The organism is Pseudomaricurvus sp. HS19 (assembly GCF_009857815.1).
Taxonomy (GTDB): Bacteria; Pseudomonadota; Gammaproteobacteria; order Pseudomonadales; family Cellvibrionaceae; genus Pseudomaricurvus.
Window position 1 is genome coordinate 1,570,655 of the sequence record NZ_WVVW01000001.1, and the last position, 13,528, is coordinate 1,584,182.

The 13,528-nt window shown below is 61.5% G+C and carries 11 protein-coding genes; 8 read left to right on the forward strand and 3 right to left on the reverse strand.

The annotated features are described in order from the left end of the window. Positions 1–396: 396 nt before the first annotated feature. The 6 genes from GSF27_RS07070 to GSF27_RS07095 all read left to right on the forward strand — a co-directional run bounded on the left by GSF27_RS07070 (position 397) and on the right by GSF27_RS07095 (position 5,822). A complete protein-coding gene (locus GSF27_RS07070; protein WP_160967074.1) occupies positions 397–1,305 on the forward strand; it encodes a GGDEF domain-containing protein in 909 nt (302 codons plus the stop codon). Positions 1,306–1,319: 14 nt separating this feature from the next. Continuing rightward, a complete protein-coding gene (locus tag GSF27_RS07075; protein ID WP_160967076.1) occupies positions 1,320–2,360 on the forward strand; it encodes an AraC family transcriptional regulator in 1,041 nt (346 codons plus the stop codon). Positions 2,361–2,611: 251 nt separating this feature from the next. Then, positions 2,612–3,100: a helix-turn-helix domain-containing protein gene (locus GSF27_RS07080; RefSeq protein WP_160967078.1), complete on the forward strand. Its 489-nt coding sequence runs from the start codon at positions 2,612–2,614 to the stop codon at positions 3,098–3,100. A gap of 23 nt (positions 3,101–3,123) precedes the next feature. Then, positions 3,124–4,425, forward strand: coding sequence for a Rieske 2Fe-2S domain-containing protein (locus tag GSF27_RS07085; protein WP_160967080.1), 1,302 nt, complete (start codon positions 3,124–3,126; stop codon positions 4,423–4,425). A gap of 2 nt (positions 4,426–4,427) precedes the next feature. Next, complete coding sequence (locus GSF27_RS07090) at positions 4,428–4,976, forward strand: aromatic-ring-hydroxylating dioxygenase subunit beta (protein ID WP_160967082.1); 549 nt, start codon at positions 4,428–4,430, stop codon at positions 4,974–4,976. Between the two features lie 12 nt (positions 4,977–4,988). Continuing rightward, entirely contained in the window at positions 4,989–5,822 is an 834-nt protein-coding gene (locus GSF27_RS07095; protein WP_160967084.1) for an SDR family oxidoreductase, read from the forward strand. An 18-nt stretch (positions 5,823–5,840) separates the two neighbouring features. On the opposite strand, the gene GSF27_RS07100 is transcribed toward GSF27_RS07095, so the two are convergent. The 3 genes from GSF27_RS07100 to GSF27_RS07110 all read right to left on the reverse strand — a co-directional run bounded on the left by GSF27_RS07100 (position 5,841) and on the right by GSF27_RS07110 (position 10,673). Continuing rightward, the gene (locus tag GSF27_RS07100) at positions 5,841–6,932 is read right to left on the reverse strand and encodes a polysaccharide deacetylase family protein (protein WP_160967086.1); all 1,092 of its coding nucleotides are present in this window, start codon (positions 6,930–6,932) and stop codon (positions 5,841–5,843) included. Between the two features lie 4 nt (positions 6,933–6,936). Then, positions 6,937–9,186 (reverse strand): DNA topoisomerase IV subunit A, encoded by a 2,250-nt coding sequence (gene parC, locus GSF27_RS07105; RefSeq protein ID WP_160967088.1) that lies wholly within the window; start codon positions 9,184–9,186, stop codon positions 6,937–6,939. 311 nt (positions 9,187–9,497) lie between these two features. Beyond that, on the reverse strand, positions 9,498–10,673 hold the full coding sequence (locus tag GSF27_RS07110) for an acetyl-CoA C-acyltransferase (RefSeq protein WP_160967090.1): 1,176 nt from the start codon (positions 10,671–10,673) through the stop codon (positions 9,498–9,500). A gap of 207 nt (positions 10,674–10,880) precedes the next feature. Here GSF27_RS07110 and GSF27_RS07115 point away from each other — a divergent pair, with 207 nt between their 5' ends. Both GSF27_RS07115 and GSF27_RS07120 read left to right on the forward strand, forming a co-directional pair. Further along, positions 10,881–11,477 (forward strand): LemA family protein, encoded by a 597-nt coding sequence (locus tag GSF27_RS07115; protein WP_160967093.1) that lies wholly within the window; start codon positions 10,881–10,883, stop codon positions 11,475–11,477. 60 nt (positions 11,478–11,537) lie between these two features. Next, entirely contained in the window at positions 11,538–13,466 is a 1,929-nt protein-coding gene (locus GSF27_RS07120; RefSeq protein WP_160967095.1) for a M48 family metallopeptidase, read from the forward strand. The last annotated feature ends 62 nt before the right edge of the window (positions 13,467–13,528 follow it).

The following is a 13,528-nucleotide window of genomic DNA, read 5'->3' on the forward strand; positions in this document are numbered from 1 at the left end:
CGTTATCTTCCCCATCGATCACGCTTGCAAAGGATTCACCGGTTGGTGAGCTGCAGGGGATGCTAGGAAGCCCGTGTGACAGATTGGTGACGCTTTTTTGACGGTGGCCGCTGACGGGCCTTTTACCAGCCATAACAAGGCTGCAATGAGCTGAATTGACTCTCGAGCCCGGGCGGTGGAGCGGATATCGCAGCGACACAGTCAGCCGGGAACCAGCCATAGCGCGAGGCGCCAGCCCGGAGGTGCAGACCAGGCCGTCATCAAGAGAAGATTTTTGGCAGGGTTGTGTGAGCTGATTTGCCACCCCCGACTGTCATCAAACTGTCACCGGCGTCTGCTGAGCTACACCCAAACCACCTGTTGCCAGCCATCTGACCCAACCGAAACCGCACTGCCATGCCCAGTTTTTTCCGTCTCCACACCGCCAAACTGCTCGCCCTGCTGGCGCTCGCCAACGCCCTGCTGCTGCTCTACCTGGGAGCCGGGGATTTGAAGAGCCTGCAACAGTGGTCCTGGGCTGACATCAGCGGTGAAGGTGGTTCGGCCGTACTGACACTGCTGTGGCTGTGCCTGATCCTCAACAGTCGTCCGGCGGGTCGTATCACCACCCTGCTGACTCTGGGGCTGGGGCTGATGTTTCTGGCCTGGTGGGTGGATACCCTGGACGAATTTATTCAACTGCCGCCCGCCATCCACTGGGATCACTGGCTGGAGTCGGTGCCCATGTCCTGCGGACTGTTGCTGCTGACCTACGGTCTCTATCACTGGCACCACGAACAGCTGGCCATCAGCGCGCAATTGCAGAAACGGGAACGACTGTTTCGCGAGCACCGCTATTTTGATCGTGTGACGCCCCTGTCCGGGGCGCAGTACCTGCGCCGGCAGATCGATCTTACCCTGCAGGCCAACGAGCAAAAGCCTACCTCCCTGATCGCCCTTGATGTGGATGACTTTGACGCGGTCAATCAACACTATGGCCACAGCGAAGGCGACCGGGTGTTGCAGGCGCTGAGCCAGCTGCTGCTGTTGAACCTGCGCCCGCAGGACCTGCTCTGCCGCCTGGCCGGCGATCGCTTTGTCATACTCCTGCCCCACACCGGCGAAGCGGTGGCCAGCAACATTGCCACAGAACTGCAGCAGGCCGTCAGCAGCTTCGCCTATCGCAGCAGCGAGCAGGGAGAACGTATCCGGCTGCAAGTCAGTGTCGCCGTGGTGATGGCCGGCAGCGAGACCCCGGAGCAGTTACTGGAGCGCCTGCAACTGGCCCTGTGCCGGGTCAGGCAACCCCTCGCCCTGCGCGCCTGAGCGGTAACCCGGTCATGCAGTGGTACAGCCGCGACACCCGTCTGCTGCCCGCCCAGGGCCTGCCCCTGCTGGTGCTCGACTTCTGCCTGCAACAACAACTGGATTGCCACCGCCTGTTGCGGGGCACGCGCCTGTTTCTCGACGACGTCCTGCAGCACAACCCCGCCGTCACCCCGGAACAACTCCAGCGCCTGCTGGACAATGCCCTGCAACTGCTGCGCAGCGACGACACCCCCTTCCTGCTGGGGCAGCGCCTGCTGCCAGGTCACCACGGCAGCACCAGCCAGGCGCTGGCGCTGGCTCCCAACCTCTATGGCGCACTGGAACTGCTGACGGAACTGCAACCACTGCTGACACCGCTGCTGACACCCAAGTTCTGCATGGACGAGCACTACGGCTACCTCTATTGGCTCGACAGTTGCGGCGCCGGCAAGCTGGAGTCGACACTGGTGGAGATGTACACCGTGGCCATCATCGCCTTCAGCCGCCGCCAGCAGGGGCAGCACCTGCCCTGGGAAGTGAGTTTTCGCCACAGCAAACCCGCCCACATTGAACAGTACTGGGTTCACATCGGCGAACAGCTGCAGTTCGACCAGCCCTGTAACCTGCTGCGCATCCCGCGCCAGCAGCTCTTCAACAACTGGCAGGACAGCGGCATTACCGCCCGGCTGGCCAGACAACAGGCGCAGCAACAGCTGCAGCAGCTGCCCGCCTGTCACTCACTGCTGGAAACCGTCTACCGCCTGATCATGGAGGCCCTCAGCAGCCCGGATCAGGGCAGGCCGCTGCAGCTGGAGGGGCTGGCCCAGAACATGGGGCTGAGCCCAGCCACCCTCAAGCGTCACCTGAAAAAGCACGGCACCCACTTCCAGCAGCAGCTGGACCTGGTGCGCCTGCACCGGGCCCTCTACCTGTTCCACAGCCGCCGCCTCTCCACCGACGCTGTCGCCCGCGAACTGGGCTTCCACGACAGCGCCGGCCTGCGCCGCTCCTTCAAACGCTGGACAGGCACCACCCCATCACACCTTCTGACCCTCTGGGCGCCTGCCGACTAAAAGCGTCACCTGAGCTGAGGCCAGCCAACAAACCAAACGAAACCACCTAATAAATTACAAATTTAAGCAATGTAATTTGCATTTACACTCCCTGATACGAAGTAAATCTTGACCAAATATTCCATTTTGTAACATAAATACCAAAACGGAACACGAGTTCCGAATTTGTCGGTGTCGCCAGGATTCCAATCACCGGACCCCTGCGCCAGAACGCCAGTCACCAGACACTTTTACTCAAAGAAGCACTGCTTATGCATGTCACAGAAAACCCTTTGGTAATGCTGATCGAAGAAGCCATCCACCTGCGGGACAGCGCCCAGGAGATTCTCTCGGTCACCCTCGGAGGCCCAGCGCTGAGCCGGCTGGAGGGGTTGGTACTGCTCGCCATTATAGAAGCCGGTCATCCCCTGACGGCGCCACAGGTGGGCCGAAACCTGGGCCACTCCCGGCAGGTGATCCAGCGCATTGCCAATCAGCTGGTGGACCTGGGTCTGTTGCGCAAGCTCCCCAATCCGGACCACAAAACCGCCGCCCTGCTGGAAGCGACCGATACCGGCAAGGTACTGCATGAGAACACCGGCAGGGCCATGCTGGCGACGGTTAACACCCTCTTCAGCGAGCAGGACCAGATGAAATGCCTGCAGCTGAGTCGCGACCTGAGAAAGATCCGCTCCATCATCGAGTCCTGGCATACGGACTCGGAAGCGTCAGCCCTGCAAGCTGCGATCACCAAAACCTGAATTCACCTAACGAGAACAGCAACATGAACGAACCACTCTCCCTCAGCCAAACCGGTCTTCTGCGTGCAGAAGATCTCCTCAGCGCTGACTGCAGTGAAGTGAGCCGCGAGGTCTTCACCAGCGAAGCGCTCTATCGCCGCGAGCAGCAGCGCATCTTCAATCGCAACTGGTGTTACCTGGCCCACGAAAGCCAGCTGAAAAACCCCGGCGATTTCGTCACCGCCTATATCGGTGAAGTGCCCATCATTGTGGCCAGGGGTGGCGACGGCAAGATCACTGCCAGCATCAACAGCTGCCCGCACCGCGGCCTGAAAGTGTGCCGCTCCGACAGCGGTAATACCGCGCGCTTTGTCTGTCCCTACCACACCTGGACCTTCAAGGTGACCGGCGAGCTGGTGGGCATTCCGCAGGAGAAGAAAATTGGCCACGCGGTGGACAAGTCCAATCTGGGCCTGAAGCAGGTGCCGCGCCTGGAAAGTATGTTCGGCCTGATTTTTGGCTCCCTCAATGCCGACATCGAGCCGCTGGCGGACTACCTGGGCGATATGCGTTTTTACATGGAAGCGTTTTTCGATCGCTTCCCCGGCGGCCTGGAAGTGGTGGGGCCGGCACACAAGTGGCAGCTGGACTGCAACTGGAAACTGCCGGTGGAAAACATGCTCGGCGATATCGGTCACGCCCCTTACCTGCACGGCTCGCTGGTGTCCCCGCAGTCAGAACAGGCTGTGGAGATTGAGGATTACGCCGTCACGGCGGTGCCCCGTCCCGGCCACGCCTCGGCCCTGCGCCTGATGCCCGCAGATACCAAAGCGGAAGACCTGTGCAACGACGACCCCAGCAGCCCACCAGAGCTGAAGGAGTTTCTCACCGAAGTACAGAAGACCATGGCCGACCGTCTGTCGCCGGTACAGGCGCGTATCAAGGGCATGGCGCTGGGGGTCTACCCCAACCTGTCGCTGCTGTGGGGCCAGTCCACCCTGCGCGTCAGCCATCCCCGTGCTCCCGGCCAGATCGAATACTGGTCCTGGTGGCTCTCCCCCATTGAAGCGCCGGATCACATCAAGGCCATGCTGCGCGGCAAGTACAACTTCCCCTTTGGCCCCGCCGGTATGCTGGAACAGGAGGACTCCTACGCCTGGAGCCGCCAGTACCAGGGCTCCGCTATCAGCTACCTGAACGACCGTCCCTACTATTACGGCCTTGGCGTCGGTGAGGAGTCCTTACACCCGGAACTGCCCGGCACTATCGGCCGCTGTTACAACGAACACTACGCCCGCAGTTTCTACGATCGCTGGCGCAGCGACATGTTTGGCGAGGAGCAATAATCATGAGTCACGACTACCAACTGATCAGCGACATCGAGCAGTTTTACTACCGCGAAGCCCGCCTGCTGGACGAGCGCTGCTTCCAGCAGTGGCTGGCCATTGTGGACCAGTCCATCGAGTACTCCATGCCGGCGCGTCACATTCCGCACCCGGATCCCAAGGCGCAGGACACCGAGGCCTACCTGTCCGTAGAGCGGGAACTGGATCGCGCCGACGGAGGCAAGGGTTCACCCCTGCGCCAGGACGGTTACCTGCAAACCTTTGTACGCACCTTCCGCCCCTACAAATCCACCGCCTGGGCTGAAAGTCCGGCACCCCGCACCCGCCGCTCCATCACCAATGTGGAGTTGGAAAGTGTGAACGACGACGAGTACCACGTGCGCTCCAACTTTTTCATGTACTACAGCCACGAAGGCAAGGACAACCACACCTACAGTGGCGGCCGTAAGGATGTACTGAAAAAGGTGGAAGGTGAGTTCAAGCTGTTCAAACGGGAAGTGATCATCGACTGGGACATCATCACCGTTCCCTCCCTGGCGCTGATTTTTTAAGGAGCACGCAGCATGGCAGATAACAATAAGAAGCCCACGCTGCTTGTGACCGGCGCCAGTGGCGGCATGGGGCGCGCCTGCGCCCTGCTTGCCGCCGGCAAGGGCTACGACCTGATTCTCTCGGACCTGCACAGTGACAAGCTGGCGCAGCTGGCAAAGGAGTGTGTCGCCCGCGGCGCCACAACCCGATGCCTGCCACTGGATCTGGCGGACGCCGATGCCATCCGGCGCTTCGCGGCGGAACTGGGCTCAACCGAGCTGGACGCCATCATTCACACCGCCGGACTGTCGCCGCGGATGGCAGACTGGCAAAAGGTGGTGCAGGTGGACCTGATCGCTGCGGTCGACCTGCTGGAACAGCTGCGCCCCATCCTGCTCCCCGGAGGCTGCGCCCTGGCCATATCCTCCATGAGCGGTCACATGGTGCCACCCAATCCATCACTGGAGCAGTTGCTGGGCCAGCCGCTCAACCCGTTACTTCTGCAGCAATTGGAGGAACAGCAAAGCCAGGTGCTGAACATTCCCGGACTGGGTTACGCCTACGCCAAACGCGCCCTGACCACCTGGGTCAAAGGTACCGCTATGGCCTGGGGTAAGGAGGGCAAGCGACTGGTCTCCCTGTCACCGGGGTTAATCGACACCCCCATGGGGCAACTGGAAGCCGAAGGTGATCCCCAAGGCCATCTGGGAAGACTGGGACTGGTATCGCTGGGACGGGAGGGCCAACCGCGGGAGATCGCGGCAGCCGCACTGTTTCTGGTATCCCCCGATGCGTCCTACATCAGTGGTTGTGACCTGCTGGTGGATGGCGGCTGCGTCGGCACGCTGCAGACGCGCCAGCCGTAATGGCGCAAATCCGCCGTATTATTCCGCCGGCCAGCTGCCATCGGCCGCCGGAATGTACAGCGGTTGCGAAAACCAGTAGAAGCGACCTTCAGGGCCGGGTGACGTGCAGTTGATACGATTGCGCCCGGCACCCAGGGGGCTCTTCAAGGAAACCTCAAACCAGCTCTCTTCCGCTGAAGACAGCGGCTTCACCTCCACCGCCCCCTGACCACTGGCAAAACAGTTCAGCGGCATGGCTTGCGCCAGCTGCAGCTGCACGCGGGGCTTACGGTTGTCCGCAGACAGTTGCGGCAAGCGGTCATCACTCTCTGCCAGGCGTACCGCCGTTACCGGCAGTGGCCGGCTCTTTACCTTCACCGCAAAATCACTGATATCGCCGTAATTACCACCGAAAGGAAAGCGCGGCAGAGCCTGCAGGGACTCGCTCGGCCCCAGGGCACCGGACTGCTGACCGAAGGCGACATAGCCCATCCCTGCCAGCATCTCCATCACCTGCTGATCGTGCTCCCCAAAAGGATAAGCCAGCAGCTTCGGCACGTCGCCCAGCTCCGCCTTCAGCCGCGCCTGAGCCTTCTCCACATCGCCCCGTACCTGCTGCAACAATTCGTCACGACTGCTGCCGGCAGGAATACGACTGAAATGCATATGGCTGTGACTGTGATTGGCCAGGGTGGCACCGTTGGCCGCCATCTCCCGCAACTGATCCCAGCTGACGAATCCGCGCAAGTGACTGTCGAGAGGCTCGGAGTTAACGAAGACGGTGAAAGGCCAGCCGCGCTCTTTCAGCAGCGGGTAGGCTTCGGTGTAGACACTGCTATAGGCATCGTCGAAGGTGATGGCAACCCGCTTGGCGCTGAGCGGCTCCTGCTGACCGTCGCGCACCTCCTGTACCAGCTGGAGTAACGGCACTACCTCGAAACCCTTCTGCTGCAGGTAGTCCATGTGTTGGCGAAACAGCTGCGGCGTGACCGAGGTGGAGGCCGGCGACGACTCACTGACGTGGTGGTACTGCAACACCACCGCGGCCCGGGCCGGCAGCCATCCCGCCCCCAGCAGCAGGGTTATCAGGGAGACCAATAATCTGTGCAGGGAACGGGATGCGATTGTCATGGGATTACCTTTTTACTTCGGCGCCGTCGACCTTCTGGAATCCCCGCGGCAATTTATTGCCGCGGCGACCGCGTTCACCGCGGTAGTGGTCGAGATCGCTGCCCTTGAGAGTCAGGTGGCGTTTACCGGAGAAGATCACCAACTCTTCACCGGGTGCAACCACCTCCAGTGCCACCAGATACTCCTCCCGCGCCTGTGAGCGTGCGGATGGAATATTCATAATCTTGTTGCCCTTGCCGCGGGCCAGCTCCGGCAGTTCCGCCACCGGGAACACCAGCAGGCGCCCCTCGTTACTGATGGCGGCCAGCAGATCCGAGTCCTGTCCCTGCAGCACCTTGGGTTGCATGACTTTGGCGCTGGTGGGCAGGGTCAGCAACGCTTTACCCGCCTTGTTCTTGGCCTGCATATCACCCAGCTTGCCGATAAAGCCGTAGCCGGCGTCGGAGGCCAGCAGTAGCTTCTGCTCATCCGGCCCCATCAGTGCACCCTCGAAACTGGCACCACTGGGCGGGTTGAGACGACCACTGATAGGCTCGCCCTGGCCCCGCGCCGAAGGCAGTGTGTGTGCCGGCAGGGAGTAACTGCGGCCGGTGGAGTCCAGCAGGATTACCTGCTGGTTGCTCTTGCCCTGCACCGCCAGCTTGAACTTGTCACCGGATTTGTAACTGAGAGCCGCGGGATCAATGTCGTGGCCCTTGGCGGCGCGGATCCAGCTCTTGTCGGAGATCACCACGGTTACCGGGTCGGAGCCCAGCAGGTCGGTCTCGCTGAAGGCCTGGGCTTCGGCCCGGGAGACGATGGGCGAGCGGCGATCATCGCCAAACTCTTCTGCCGCTTCCAGCAGCTCCTTGCGCACCAGGGTTTTCAGGCGACGGGCAGAGTCCAGCGTCTGCATGAGGTTCTCACGCTCCTTCTCCAGCGCCTCCTGCTCCTCCTTGATCTTCATCTCCTCCAGGCGCGCCAACTGGCGCAACTTGGTATCGAGGATGTATTCGGCCTGTGCCTCGTTGAGGTTAAAGCGCTCCATCAACACAGGCTTGGGGTGATCCTCATTGCGAATGATACGGATCACCTCATCCACATTGAGGAACACGATCATCAACGCTGCCAAACGCTCCAGGCGCTCCTCCACCTTGGAGAGGCGGTGCTGTAGACGACGACGCACGGTCACTGTGCGGAAGCTGAGCCACTCGCGCAGGATCTTGTCCAGCGACTTCACCTGCGGCAGGCCGTCGATACCGATCATGTTGAGGTTGACGCGGTAGGTGCGCTCCAGGTCGGTGGTGGCGAACAGATGGTTCATCATCGCCTCCAGGTCAATGCGGTTGGAGCGCGGCACAATCACCAGGCGGGTGGGGTTTTCGTGGTCCGACTCGTCGCGCAGGTCGGCCACCATGGGCAGCTTCTTGGCCTGCATCTGGGCGGCGATCTGCTCCAGCACCTTGGCGCCACTCACCTGATGCGGCAGCGCCGTCACTACCACATCGCCCTGCTCTTTGGTCCACACAGCACGCATGCGCACACTGCCGCGACCGCTCTGGTACATCTTCAGCATTTCTTCGCGGGGAGTAATGATCTCCGCGTCGGTGGGCATGTCGGGGCCGGGTACAAACTGCACCAGGTCCTCGACTGTCGCATCCGGGTTTTCCAGCAGGTGTATGGTGGCGCTCACCACCTCACGCAGGTTGTGGGGCGGAATATCGGTAGCCATACCCACGGCAATACCGGTGGTGCCATTAAGCAGCACATTGGGCACCCGTGCCGGCAGCACAGCAGGCTCGTCCATGGTGCCATCGAAATTGGGGGTCCAGTTGACCGTGCCCTGCCCCAGCTCTGACAGCAGGGTTTCACTGTAGCGGGTCAGGCGCGACTCGGTGTAACGCATGGCGGCGAAGGACTTGGGATCGTCCGGCGACCCCCAGTTACCCTGACCGTCCACCAATGGATAGCGGTAGGAGAACGGCTGCGCCATCAACACCATCGCCTCATAGGCGGCGGAGTCACCGTGCGGGTGGAACTTACCGATCACGTCACCGACGGTACGGGCGGACTTCTTGAACTTGGCGCTGGCTTTCAGCCCCAGCTCGCTCATGGCGTAGACAATGCGGCGCTGCACCGGCTTCAGGCCGTCGCCGATATTGGGCAGGGCGCGGTCGAGAATGACGTACATGGAGTAATCCAGGTAGGCCTTCTCGGCATAGGCTTTTAGGGAAATTACTTCGTCGGAATCCGGGGGCAGTACCTCGGTGGTCATAAAACGTCCTGATTGGTGCCTGTTAGAGCGGCGCTGGTGTCTGTGACTATGGCACAGGGGCCGTGTTCGTTATTGAAAGGCAGCTTATACCAAAATTGGGGGAATGGCTTCAAGGAGGGGGAAAAGCTGAGCACGCTGCGCTACAGGGGCGAGGACACTGCGTTACAGGACGCTTCGCTACAGGTAGAAAGAGGAGAGAAAATTGGGGAAGGACGCTGCGCTACAGAACGCTACGCTACAGAAGGGGATCCCTGCGACCTGTAGCGAAGCGTCCTGAAATCTGAATCCTGTAGCGCCAGCGTCCTGAAGTCTTATCGCTCGATGGCCACAGCGGTCGCTTCACCACCGGCCAGACAGATACCGGCCATACCGGTCTTCAGGTCGTAGGTTTCCAGAGCGGCCAGCAGGGTCACCAGGATACGGGCACCGGAAGCACCCAGCGGGTGACCCAGGGCACAGGCACCGCCGTGGACGTTCATCTTGTCACGAGGGATGTTCAGCTCTTTCATGGCAGCCATAGGTACTACTGCGAAAGCCTCGTTCACTTCGTACAGGTCGACGCTGTCGGAGGTCCAGCCCAGACGGTCGTAGAGCTTGGTAAAGGCACCCACAGGTGCGGTGGTAAACCAGGCTGGCTCCTGCGCAAACTGGGAGTGACCCTTGATGGTGGCCAGTACCTTGAGGCCGCGCTTCTCGGCTTCGGATTTGCGCATCAGCACCAGAGCGGCAGCACCGTCAGAGATGGAACTGGCGTTGGCCGGGGTGACAGTACCGTCTTTCTTGAAAGCGGGCTTCAGGGTTGGAATCTTGTCGATTTTGGCGTTGCCTGGCTGCTCGTCGGTGTCGATGACAGCCTCACCCTTGCGGGAGGTGACGGTAACCGGGGTAATTTCACGCTTGAACTTGCCGGCTGCAATGGCGTCGTTGGCACGGTTGAGGGAGCCGATGGCGAACTCATCCTGGTCTTCACGGGTGAAACCGAAGTGGTCGGCACACAGCTCGCCGAACAGGCCCATGGGGTTGCCGCTGTAGGGATCCTGCAGGCCGTCGTAGAGCATGTGGTCCCAGATTTGGGCGTGGCCAAAACGGTAGCCGCTGCGGCCCTGGGGAACCAGGTAAGGGGCGTTGGTCATGCTCTCCATGCCGCCGGCAACAACGATGCTGGCACTGCCGGTGAGAATGGCGTCGTGGGCCATCATCACGGTCTTCATACCGGAGCCACACACCTTGTTCACAGTGGTACAGGGAGCGTGAACAGGGACACCAGCCTTCAGTGCCGCCTGGCGTGCCGGGGCCTGACCCAGGCCGGCAGGCAGTACGCAGCCCATCAGCACTTCATCTACATCATCAGCCGCGACACCCGCATCAGCCAGCGCGCCTTCGATGGCTTTGGCGCCAAGCTCAATGGAGGACAGGCCGGCAAACATACCCTGCATACCACCCATCGGGGTACGGGAAATCCCTACGATTACTACTGGATCAGACATGACAGAACTCTCTTTTATTTGATTCACTCAACCCGTCGATTATAAGGCGCCGCCGCCTCTGGCGAAACCCTGCCCGCTCCCGGCCTTGTTCGGGGGCCTGATTGCGGCTTTACAAGAGGAAGATCTGAATGCCAGTATGGGCGCGCCTCCGGCGCCCGGCGAGCGGGTCAGGAGCACAGTCATTGGAACTGCCGTTAAGGAATCAACATGTCTATTTCCTCCATCATTTTCCTGGTGCTGCTGGCGGGAGCGCTGCTCTACATCATCGGCATCTTCAATCAGCTGGTGGCCCTGAAAAACCGCTATGAGAACGCCTTTGCGCAGATCGAGGTGCAGCTCAAACGCCGCTACGACCTGATTCCCAACCTGGTGGAAACCGCCAAGGGTTACCTGAAACACGAGAGCGAGACCCTGGAAGCGGTGATTGCCGCGCGTAACAGCGCCATGGCCGGCCTGCAAGCCGCCGCCAGTTCACCCGGCGACAGTGGCGCCATGGCCACCCTGGGCGGAGCCGAAGGGGCCCTGGCAGGAGCCCTTGGACGACTCAATGTGGTGATGGAAGCCTACCCTGACCTGAAGGCCAACCAGAACATGATGCAGGTGTCCGAAGAGCTCACCAGCACCGAGAACAAGGTGGCCTTTGCCCGCCAGGCCTTTAACGACTCGGTTACCGCCTACAACAGCTACAAGCAGAGCTTCCCACCAGTCTTCTTTGCCGGTTTCTTCGGTCACCGCAAGGACGCCGGCCTGCTGCAATTTGAGGACTCGGCACAGCTGCAGGACGCCCCCAAGATCTCTTTCTGATCTCCCTGAACGCGGGCCTGCCGGCCCGCCCCGCCCAATCGCCGCTGCCGTGACCTCCCCATGAATTTTTTTGAACACCAGGACCAGGCCCGCAGGTACACCCGCCGGTTACTGTTGCTGTTCGCCCTGGCGGTGATCAGCCTGATTACCATCACCACACTGTTTGTCGCCGTGCTGCTGTGGTTCAGCGACGCCTACACCGGTCAGGCGGGCTCCCACATCAGTTCCGGGGGCCCCCTGTTATGGCAATTGCTCAACACCAAACTGGCACTCAGTGTGGCGGCGGTGGTGCTGACCGTGGTCGCTATGGGCAGTCTCTACAAGTGGATACAACTCTCCGGTGGCGGCGAGCGGGTGGCCGCCAGTCTTGGCGGTCGACGCCTGCAGCCCTCCAGTGAGGAGCCCTCGGAGCGCCAGCTGCTCAACGTGGTGGAGGAGATGGCCATTGCCTCCGGCACGCCGGTACCGCCGGTCTACCTGCTGGAAGAGTCCGGCATCAACGCCTTTGCCGCCGGTGACAGCATCGACGATGCCGTTATTGGCGTGACCCGCGGCTGTATGGAGCTGCTGAGCCGGGACGAGCTGCAAGGGGTTATCGCCCACGAATTCAGCCATATCCTGCATGGCGACATGCGCATCAACCTGCGTCTTATCGGCGTCCTGCACGGCATTCTGGTGATCGGCCTGATCGGCTCCATGCTGATGCGCGGCGGCTTCTATTCCAGCGGCTACAATCGCCGCAACAACCGTGATAACGGCGGCATCGTCATGCTGGGCTTGGGGCTGGTGGTGATCGGCTATTGCGGTACCTTCTTTGGCAAGCTGATCAAATCCGCTGTCAGTCGCCAGCGGGAATTTCTCGCCGATGCCTCTGCGGTACAGTACACGCGCAACCCGCCGGGTATCAGCGGCGCGCTGCAAAAGATTGGAGGCTACAGCCAGGGCGCCCTGATCCATCGCGCCAACGCCGAAGAGTTCAGCCACATGTTCTTTGGTGACGGCCTCAGCACCGCCTTTGGCGGCTGGCTGGCCACACACCCGCCACTGGAGGAGCGCATCCGCCGCGTCACCCCCGAGTGGAACGGTCGCTTCCCGCTCATCCAGCGCAGCACCCGGGGTACCGTGCCCTCCATGGCCGACCACAAGGGCGCCCCGGTAGCCGCCATGGCCCCCGCAGCGGCAGCAACCATCACAACTGCCGCCACCGACGCGTCCCTGCAACATATGGGACAACCCACACCGGAACACCTCGCCCATGCCGCCCAACTGATCGCGGCCATTCCGCTCAACCTGCAGCAGGCCGCACGGGAACCGTTTGCCGCCCGCGCCCTGATTTACAACCTGCTGATACAGCCTGAACACCAGCAGGCCCAATGGCAGCGACTGCAGGAGCGGGCACACCCGGCGGTATTCAAGCTGGCCCGGGAGCTGCACACCTCGGTCACCTCACTGCCACAACAACAGCGCCTGCCGCTGGTGGAGCTGGCCATGCCGGCACTGAAACAGCTCTCCCCCACCCAGTACCAGGTGTTCCGCGACAATGTCATTGCGCTGATCAAAACTGACTCCCGGGTAGATGTGTTCGAGTGGGCCCTCTACCGGCTGCTGATGAACGCCCTTCAGCCTCGCTCCGCCGCCACGGATGGCACGGTCAAACTGCGACACCTGGCGGTGCCCTGCCAGCAGCTGCTGAGCACACTGGCTACTGCAGGCCACGACACGGAAGCCGCCGGCCTCGGCGCCTATCGGCAGGCCATGGCGGAACTGGGCTTTGCCAATCTGCCGCTGCTGGGGGACGGGCAACTCTCCCTGCCCATGCTCGACAGCGCCATACAGCAGCTGCAGCAATTGCATCCGCTGCAAAAGCCCACCCTGCTGAAGGCCATGCTCACCTGCATCCGCCACGATGGTCAGATAGCACCGCAGGAATATGAGTTGTTCCGCGCGGTGGCAGATTGCCTGCACTGCCCCATCCCCCCACTGCTCTGACCCCCGCGCAGCCGCCGCCGGGGACTACCCCGGTGGCAGGCTTGTGTATCTTCACAGCCGCT

Excerpts from the sequence above, each read along its gene's own strand:
- GSF27_RS07090 (WP_160967082.1), top strand. The coding sequence starts at position 4,428 with ATGAGTCACGACTACCAACTGATCAGCGACATCGAGCAGTTTTACTAC.
- GSF27_RS07115 (WP_160967093.1), top strand. The coding sequence starts at position 10,881 with ATGTCTATTTCCTCCATCATTTTCCTGGTGCTGCTGGCGGGAGCGCTG.
- GSF27_RS07070 (WP_160967074.1), top strand. The coding sequence starts at position 397 with ATGCCCAGTTTTTTCCGTCTCCACACCGCCAAACTGCTCGCCCTGCTG.
- GSF27_RS07110 (WP_160967090.1), bottom strand. The coding sequence starts at position 10,673 with ATGTCTGATCCAGTAGTAATCGTAGGGATTTCCCGTACCCCGATGGGT.
- GSF27_RS07080 (WP_160967078.1), top strand. The coding sequence starts at position 2,612 with ATGCATGTCACAGAAAACCCTTTGGTAATGCTGATCGAAGAAGCCATC.
- GSF27_RS07095 (WP_160967084.1), top strand. The coding sequence starts at position 4,989 with ATGGCAGATAACAATAAGAAGCCCACGCTGCTTGTGACCGGCGCCAGT.
- parC (WP_160967088.1), bottom strand. The coding sequence starts at position 9,186 with ATGACCACCGAGGTACTGCCCCCGGATTCCGACGAAGTAATTTCCCTA.
- GSF27_RS07100 (WP_160967086.1), bottom strand. The coding sequence starts at position 6,932 with ATGACAATCGCATCCCGTTCCCTGCACAGATTATTGGTCTCCCTGATA.
- GSF27_RS07075 (WP_160967076.1), top strand. The coding sequence starts at position 1,320 with ATGCAGTGGTACAGCCGCGACACCCGTCTGCTGCCCGCCCAGGGCCTG.
- GSF27_RS07085 (WP_160967080.1), top strand. The coding sequence starts at position 3,124 with ATGAACGAACCACTCTCCCTCAGCCAAACCGGTCTTCTGCGTGCAGAA.
- GSF27_RS07120 (WP_160967095.1), top strand. The coding sequence starts at position 11,538 with ATGAATTTTTTTGAACACCAGGACCAGGCCCGCAGGTACACCCGCCGG.